The sequence below is a fragment of the Microbacterium sp. zg.Y909 genome, assembly GCF_024626565.1.
In genome coordinates this window covers 1-6,591 of the sequence record NZ_JANJFJ010000249.1, presented here as the reverse complement: position 1 = coordinate 6,591, position 6,591 = coordinate 1, and the positions used below count along the sequence as shown (strand labels likewise).

The following is a 6,591-nucleotide window of genomic DNA, read 5'->3' as shown; positions in this document are numbered from 1 at the left end:
CCCCGTTCTTCCCCTCGATCGAGATCGTCGAGGCTCACCGTGAGACCAAGGTCGATTCCCCCAGCGGCACCGCGGTGCGCACCGCCGAGCTGATCGCCGCCTCGCGCTCCCAGGTCGGTCCCGTCGAGTCGCCACACGTCGACCAGCGCGCACGCGGACAGCAGGTCGCGAGCGTGCCGATCCATTCGCTGCGCCGTCCCGGCGTCATCGCCCGCCAGGAGACGATCCTCTCGGGGCCGGGGGAGTCGCTGTCGATCGTGCACGACACCATCGACCCCGCCCGCGCCTACGCGCCCGGAATCCGGCTGGCCCTGCAGGCCGCACGGGACGCCCGCGGGGTGGTGGTGGGGCTCGACAGCTTCTTGGACATCGGCATCCGTCTTCCCGGCGCGGAATCGGCCGATGCGGGTATCGACGAAGGCGGCGTGCCCGGTCAGGTCGCCCGCACCACCGGCGCATGAGCGCCCGTATCGGCGTCGCCGTGATGGCGGTGATGCTGGCGCTGTACATCGTGCTCGTCGCCCAGCGCGGCTGGCTGCTGCTGATGAGCGGCGAACCGGTCGGCGTCGCGATGGGCGTGGCCCTGTTCGCGCTGCCGGTGCTGGCGGCGTGGGGCCTGGGTCGTGAGCTGTGGTTCGGGGTGCGGGCCCAGCAGGTCGGACGCCGTCTCGAGGCCGAGGATGGTCTTCCCACCGAGACCGTCTCGGTGCGTCCGAGTGGCCGTCCGCTGCGCGAAGAGGCCGATGCGCTCTTCCCCCGCTACCGCGCGGAGGTCGAGGCGGCACCGGACGACTGGCGCGCCTGGTACCGGCTGGGCCTGGCATACGACGCGGCGGGCGACCGCCGACGCGCGCGCGCTGCGGTGCGCAAGGCGATCGCGCTGGAGCGCACGTCCCGCACCGCGGCCCGCTAGGCCACCCCGCCCGGCGACCGCCCGGCAACCGCCGCGGCTACGAAGCCAGCGCCGCCGCGACCGCCTCGTCGACGGTCTCATGCTCGAAGTCGAAGCCCGTCGCCTCCAGCGCCTGCGGCACGACGAACGAATCCGTCGTGAGCAGCGCCTCGGTCGCGTCCGGCCCGAGCACGAGTCGAATCGCCCAGGCGGGCGCACGCACGAGGTAGGGGCGGTTCAGCTGCACCGCCAGCGCGAAGCCGAGGTCGTTCGCGGTCGCCCGTGTGGGCCCCGACAGGTTCACGGGTCCTTCGACGTCGGCATCGATGAGGTGGCGGATCGCACGCACCTCGTCGTCGAGCGAGATCCACGGCCACGCCTGCGTACCGCGGCCGATCGGACCGGAGACACCCGCCCGAGTCAGCAGCAACAAGGGCTTGAGGACCCCCTCGCGGTGCACGACTGGCGCGGTGCGCAGCGCGACGACCCGGGCACGGTCACCGGCCGCGAAGGCTGCCGCCTCCCATTCGCCGCAGAGGTCGGCGAGGAACGTCTCACCCCGGCCGGCGGTCTCGGTGAGACGCTCACCGGGAGCGGATCCGTAATATCCCACCGCCGACGACGACAGGAAGGCGGGGGCGTCGTCGCCCAGGTCGCGCACGGCACGGGCGATTGCCTGCGTCGGCGTGATGCGGGACCACAGCATCTCGTGCTTGTATGCCTCGGTCCAGGGAAACCGCCCGATGCTGGCGCCGTTGAGGCCCACCACCGCGTCGGCGCCGGCGAGCACGTCGGGGTTCAGCGGGGAGTCGTCGGTAAGCCATTCGACCTCGTCGGGGGTCGCGGGCGCCCGACGCACGAGCGTCGTGACGGCGATGCCGTCGGCGCGCAGCGACTCGGCGAGCGCGCTGCCGATCAGCCCCGACGCCCCCGCCAGCACGACGCGTCGTGGTCGTCCCTGGTCGACCATGTCAGGCGAGGGTCGCCTCGAGGGTGATCTCGATGCCCGCGAGTGCGGCCGACACGGGACACCCGCTCTTGGCCTCTTCGGCGAGGCGGGCGAAGTCCTCCGGCGACAAGCCGGGGACGCTCGCGTTGACGTTCAGGTGGCTGCCGCGGATGCCTTCACCCGGGACGAAGGTGACCGAGGCGGTCGTCTCGATGCGCTCGGGGGGCGTGCCGTTCTGGGCGAGCGCGTTCGAGAGCGCCATCGAGAAACAGGACGAATGCGCGGCGGCGATGAGCTCTTCGGGGGTCGTCACCGACCCGGATCCTTCGCTGCGGGCCTTCCAGTTCACGGCGAACGGACCCTGGTGCGAGCTTCCGAGGTCCACCTCGCCCGACCCTTCGAAAAGTGTGCCCTGCCACGTGGTGCTGGCTTCGCTCGTGACGCTCATGGTGTCCTCCCGGTCGGCGGGGCGCCGGGCGCGCTCCCGGTGCGAGCCTAACGGGGCGGATGCCGCGGGGGAACGGCTGCGTGGCCGTCAGGCCGCGCCGGGGCGTGCTCGGCCCACGAGCCCGACCCGCTGCAGCAGCAGGTACAGGTGACAGCCGAGGCAGAGGCCGAACGCGGCGTTGAGGAAGCTGGCGACGAAGGCCGCCGCCGCGGCGACGGGCAGCGACCACGGCACGCCCGCCAGGTGCAGCAGCAGGCCGAGGGCGCACACGAAGAGCCCGACGCCCTGCGCGAACCGCGGCGGGCGCGGGTCCTCGAGGTCGGTCGGCGAGGCCAGCCGTGGCTTCACCAGCCTGCGGAAGAGCGCAGCCCAGGGCGCAGTGCGCGGTGACAGCACGCCCCACAGGAACAGCAGCGCCAGCACGAGCAGGGCGACGAAGCCCGGGTCACCGGCACGCTCGGCCACGGACGCCTGGGCGACGGCCCAGCCGGCGGGGGCGAAGACCTCGTCGGCCAGCGGGTGGTAGGCGAACCAGCCGAACGACGCGCGGGCGGTCGACATGCCCACCAGGCCGAGCAGCGTGGTCCCGAGCAGCAGGGCCGACGTGATGGCCGCCGCGAAGCGGGGACCGCGGGGGTCGATCCCGGCGGGCGTGCCATCCACGGGCCGGTTCACCTGTCGATGTCCGATGTCAACCGGGCGAGCTCGAGTTCGACCACGTGACGGGTGGGGATGCCGCCGAAGCGGGTCTGGATGGCACCATCCCCGTCGAGGATCAGCGTCGTGGGTGTCTGAAGCACGCCGAAGTGCTTGGCGATGTCGGGGCGGTGGGTGAGGTCGACGTCGAGGTGCAGCACCCCGTCGCGCTCGTCGGCGACGGCCGAGAGCGTGCGGTGCACGCCCGGGCAGCGGGAGCACATCTCGGTGCTGAACTGCAGCAGGGTCGCCGTGTCGCCCAGGCGCTCCGCGCCCAGCCGCTCGGGATCCACGACCTCGTTGGGCACGTGGTGCTGCGGCCGGCTCTGTCTCCAGCGGGCGAAGACGCCGACCCCGAGCGTCACCGCGAGCAGCGCGGTGAGGATGAGGAGAGCATCGACGGGGTTCACTACGGCTCAGGCTAGCCCTTCCGCATGTACCGGCGCGCGCGCTGTGGATAAGCTGCCGGCGGCGACCGCGGGTATCGTGGCAGCCGTGACCACGGCGATCCCCACCCCGTACGAGGACCTCCTGCGCGACGTGCTCGAGCACGGCACCCGCAAGGACGACCGCACCGGCACCGGCACCACGAGCGTGTTCGGCCGGCAGATCCGGTTCGACCTGGCCGAGGGGTTCCCCCTCATCACCACCAAGCGGGTGCACTTCAAATCCATCGCGTACGAGCTGCTGTGGTTCCTGCGGGGCGAGTCGAACGTGTCGTGGCTGCGCGAGCACGGCGTGACGATCTGGGATGAGTGGGCGGATGCCGACGGCGAGCTGGGCCCGGTGTACGGCGTGCAGTGGCGCTCATGGCCCACGCCCGACGGCGGCCACATCGACCAGATCGCCCAGATCGTCGACCAGATCCGCACGAACCCGGACTCCCGCCGCCTCATCGTCTCGGCGTGGAACGTGGCCGACATCCCGAGCATGGCCCTCGCGCCGTGCCACGCCCTCTTCCAGTTCTACGTCGCCGACGGCAAGCTCTCGTGCCAGCTGTACCAGCGCTCGGCCGACCTGTTCCTGGGCGTGCCGTTCAACATCGCCTCCTATGCGCTCCTGACGCTCATGGTCGCCCAGCAGACGGGCCTGGAGCCTGGAGAGTTCGTCTGGACCGGCGGCGACTGCCACATCTACGACAACCACCTCGAGCAGGTGCGCGAGCAGCTCAGCCGCGACCCGTACCCGTACCCGACCCTGCGTCTGGCCCGCACCCCGGAGTCGATCTTCGACTACCGCTACGAGGACTTCGTCGTCGAGGACTACCGGCACCACCCGGCCATCCGCGCCGCGGTGGCGGTGTGAGCGCGCCGATCGGCCTGGTGTGGGCCGAGGCCCGCGGTGGCGTCATCGGCGCCGACGGCGGCATGCCCTGGCACGTCCCCGAGGACCTCGCCCACTTCAAGGCCGTCACCGCCGGGGCGCCCGTCATCATGGGCCGCAAGACCTGGGAATCGTTCCCGGCGCGGTTCCGTCCGCTGCCGGGGCGACGCAACATCGTCGTCACACGTGACCCCGCCTGGGCCGCCGAGGGCGCGGAGCGCGCCGCGTCGCTGGATGCCGCGCTGCAGCTCGCCGACACCGACGCGGACGCCCCCGACCGCATCTGGGTGATCGGCGGCGGCGGTCTCTTCCGCGAGGCGATCGACCGCGCCGACCTGCTCGAGGTCACCGAGCTCGATCTCGACGTGGACGGCGACACGTTCGCGCCCGACCGCAGCGCGTGGCGCACGGTCGACACGGACCCGGGGGAGGGGTGGCACACGTCGCGCACCGGCATCCGCTACCGTTTCCTCACCCTCCAGCCGGCGTCGTAGGCTCGCCCCATGGCGAGGACGGCACTCATCACCGGCGCGAGCTCGGGACTGGGCGCCGAGTACGCCCGGCAGCTGGCTGAGCGCGGCATGGGTCTCGTGCTCGTCGCACGGGATGCCGATGCGCTCGCCGCACTCGCAGATGATCTCACCGCCTCGCACGGCGTGGGGTGCGAGGCGCTCGCCGCCGACCTGCTCGATCCCGATGGCCTCGCCGCGGTCGTCGCGCGGCTGGGCGACGAGGACCGCCCCGTCGACATGCTCGTCAACAACGCCGGCTTCGGGCTGCCGCTGGCCTTCGAGACCAACGACATCGCCGACGAGCAGCGCCACCTCTCCCTGCACGTCGCCGTGCCGATGGCGCTCATGCGCGCCGCCCTCCCCGGCATGCTGGCCCGCCGCCGCGGGCGCATCGTCAACGTGGCATCCGTCGCCGCGTTCACCCCGCGCTCCACCTACGGCGCCGTCAAGGGCTGGCTCATCAGCTTCAGCCGGTGGGCGAACGTCGCCTACCGCCCGCGCGGGGTGACGGTCACCGCGGTGTGCCCCGGGTTCACGCACACGAACTTCCATGAGCGCATGGGCATGGAGCCGGGGCGCGAGGGGGTGCCCGCGTGGATGTGGCTCGACGCCCGCGACGTCGTGGCCGAATCCCTCCGAGACGTCGCGCGCGGCAAATCCGTCTCGGTGCCGTCGCTGCGTTACAAGGCGCTCGTCGCGCTCACCCGCGTGCTGCCGGACCGCCTCGTGGTCGCGACGGCGTCGAAGGGCCGCTGATCAGGCGAAGCGCCCCAGGCGGATGCCGGCGTACGCGAGTGCGGCGACCGTCTCGCCGTCGGTGATGCGGCCGTCGGCGATCATCGCGAGCGCTTCGCCGAACGGCACCCAGTGCACGGCGTCGATCCCCTCCTCGGCCTGGGTGTGCGCGGCGTCCTGCACCGCGCCGATGCCGCGGGCGAGGAAGACGTGCTCGGGGGCGACGGCGATGCCGTTCAGCGCGCTCATCACACCCAGGCTCTCCCAGTCGGATGCCGTCACGCCCGCTTCCTCGGCGAGCTCACGGCGGGCGGCGTCCAGCGGGTCCTCGCCGTCGGAGCCGCCGGCGGGCACCTCGAGTGATGCTCCGACGGTGTAACGGTCCACCGCGACCAGGCACACGCGTTGTTCGTCGTCGACGGCGACGACGAACACGGCCGGATGCCGCATCTCGACCACCCCGTAGATGCCCCGTCCGGCGGGGCCGGTGACGGCGTCCTCCCGCACGCGGATCCACCTGTTGCCGTACACCTCACGGGTCGCTCGGGTCTGCCACGTCATGGCGCGACACTATCGGGAGCGCGCCGGTGAACCGATACCCTGGGAACATGACGCATCAGGCCAACCCGTTCGGACAGGTCCTCGTCGCGCTCGTCACACCGATGACCGCCGACGGTGAGGTCGACTGGCCGGCCGTCGAGAAGCACATGGACGACGTCATCGCCGCCGGCGCCGACGGCATCGTCGTCACCGGCACGACGGGGGAGACGAGCACCCTCACAGACCCGGAGAAGATCCGCCTCGTCGAGGTCGGCAAGGACGTCGCGGCCGGCCGCGCCAAGATCATCACCGGCGGCGGGTCGAACGAGACGGCCCACGCCATCGAGCTGTACAAGGCCAGCGAGAAGGCCGGCGCCGACGGCATCATGATCGTCACGCCGTATTACAACAAGCCCACCCAGGCGGGCATCCTCACGCACTTCCGCCTGGTGGCCGACGCCACCGACCTTCCGGTCATCCTCTACGACATCCCCGG

Annotated in this window: 11 protein-coding genes; 6 read left to right on the top strand and 5 right to left on the bottom strand. The window is 72.0% G+C overall.

All coding sequences use genetic code 11. The annotated features are described in order from the left end of the window. Together NQ160_RS16145 and NQ160_RS16140 are read left to right on the top strand one after the other, a co-directional pair. A partial coding sequence (locus tag NQ160_RS16145; RefSeq protein ID WP_306853507.1) for a dihydrodipicolinate reductase C-terminal domain-containing protein occupies positions 1 to 461 on the top strand: 461 nt, incomplete at its 5' end. After that, complete coding sequence (locus NQ160_RS16140) at positions 458 to 913, top strand: hypothetical protein (RefSeq protein ID WP_257516189.1); 456 nt, start codon at positions 458 to 460, stop codon at positions 911 to 913. The genes NQ160_RS16145 and NQ160_RS16140, both read left to right, overlap by 4 nt. A gap of 37 nt (positions 914 to 950) precedes the next feature. Here NQ160_RS16140 and NQ160_RS16135 read toward each other — a convergent pair whose 3' ends face one another. The 4 genes from NQ160_RS16135 to NQ160_RS16120 all read right to left on the bottom strand — a co-directional run bounded on the left by NQ160_RS16135 (position 951) and on the right by NQ160_RS16120 (position 3,395). Next, positions 951 to 1,862, bottom strand: coding sequence for a TIGR01777 family oxidoreductase (locus NQ160_RS16135; RefSeq protein WP_257516188.1), 912 nt, complete (start codon positions 1,860 to 1,862; stop codon positions 951 to 953). 1 nt (position 1,863) lies between these two features. Then, entirely contained in the window at positions 1,864 to 2,289 is a 426-nt protein-coding gene (locus NQ160_RS16130; RefSeq protein ID WP_257516187.1) for an OsmC family peroxiredoxin, read from the bottom strand. Positions 2,290 to 2,376: 87 nt separating this feature from the next. Then, entirely contained in the window at positions 2,377 to 2,952 is a 576-nt protein-coding gene (locus tag NQ160_RS16125) for a DUF4395 domain-containing protein (protein ID WP_257516186.1), read from the bottom strand. Positions 2,953 to 2,960: 8 nt separating this feature from the next. Beyond that, entirely contained in the window at positions 2,961 to 3,395 is a 435-nt protein-coding gene (locus NQ160_RS16120; RefSeq protein WP_257516185.1) for a TlpA family protein disulfide reductase, read from the bottom strand. An 85-nt stretch (positions 3,396 to 3,480) separates the two neighbouring features. Between NQ160_RS16120 and NQ160_RS16115 the strand changes: the two genes are divergently transcribed. The 3 genes from NQ160_RS16115 to NQ160_RS16105 are packed head-to-tail and all read left to right on the top strand — an operon-like array spanning position 3,481 to position 5,576. Continuing rightward, positions 3,481 to 4,290 carry a thymidylate synthase gene (locus NQ160_RS16115; protein ID WP_257516184.1) on the top strand — a complete coding sequence of 270 codons (810 nt, stop codon included), beginning with the start codon at positions 3,481 to 3,483 and terminating at the stop codon, positions 4,288 to 4,290. Beyond that, positions 4,287 to 4,802, top strand: a complete 516-nt coding sequence (locus tag NQ160_RS16110; protein WP_257516183.1) for a dihydrofolate reductase — start codon at positions 4,287 to 4,289, stop codon at positions 4,800 to 4,802. Before NQ160_RS16115 ends, NQ160_RS16110 begins: the two co-directional genes overlap by 4 nt. Before the next feature lie 9 nt (positions 4,803 to 4,811). After that, positions 4,812 to 5,576 (top strand): SDR family NAD(P)-dependent oxidoreductase, encoded by a 765-nt coding sequence (locus NQ160_RS16105; RefSeq protein WP_257516182.1) that lies wholly within the window; start codon positions 4,812 to 4,814, stop codon positions 5,574 to 5,576. On the opposite strand, the gene NQ160_RS16100 is transcribed toward NQ160_RS16105, so the two are convergent. Next, on the bottom strand, positions 5,577 to 6,116 hold the full coding sequence (locus NQ160_RS16100; RefSeq protein WP_257516181.1) for an NUDIX domain-containing protein: 540 nt from the start codon (positions 6,114 to 6,116) through the stop codon (positions 5,577 to 5,579). Between the two features lie 47 nt (positions 6,117 to 6,163). On the opposite strand from NQ160_RS16100, the gene NQ160_RS16095 reads away from it, so the two are divergent. Continuing rightward, the coding region (locus NQ160_RS16095) for a dihydrodipicolinate synthase family protein (protein ID WP_257516180.1) at positions 6,164 to 6,591 on the top strand (428 nt) is incomplete at its 3' end.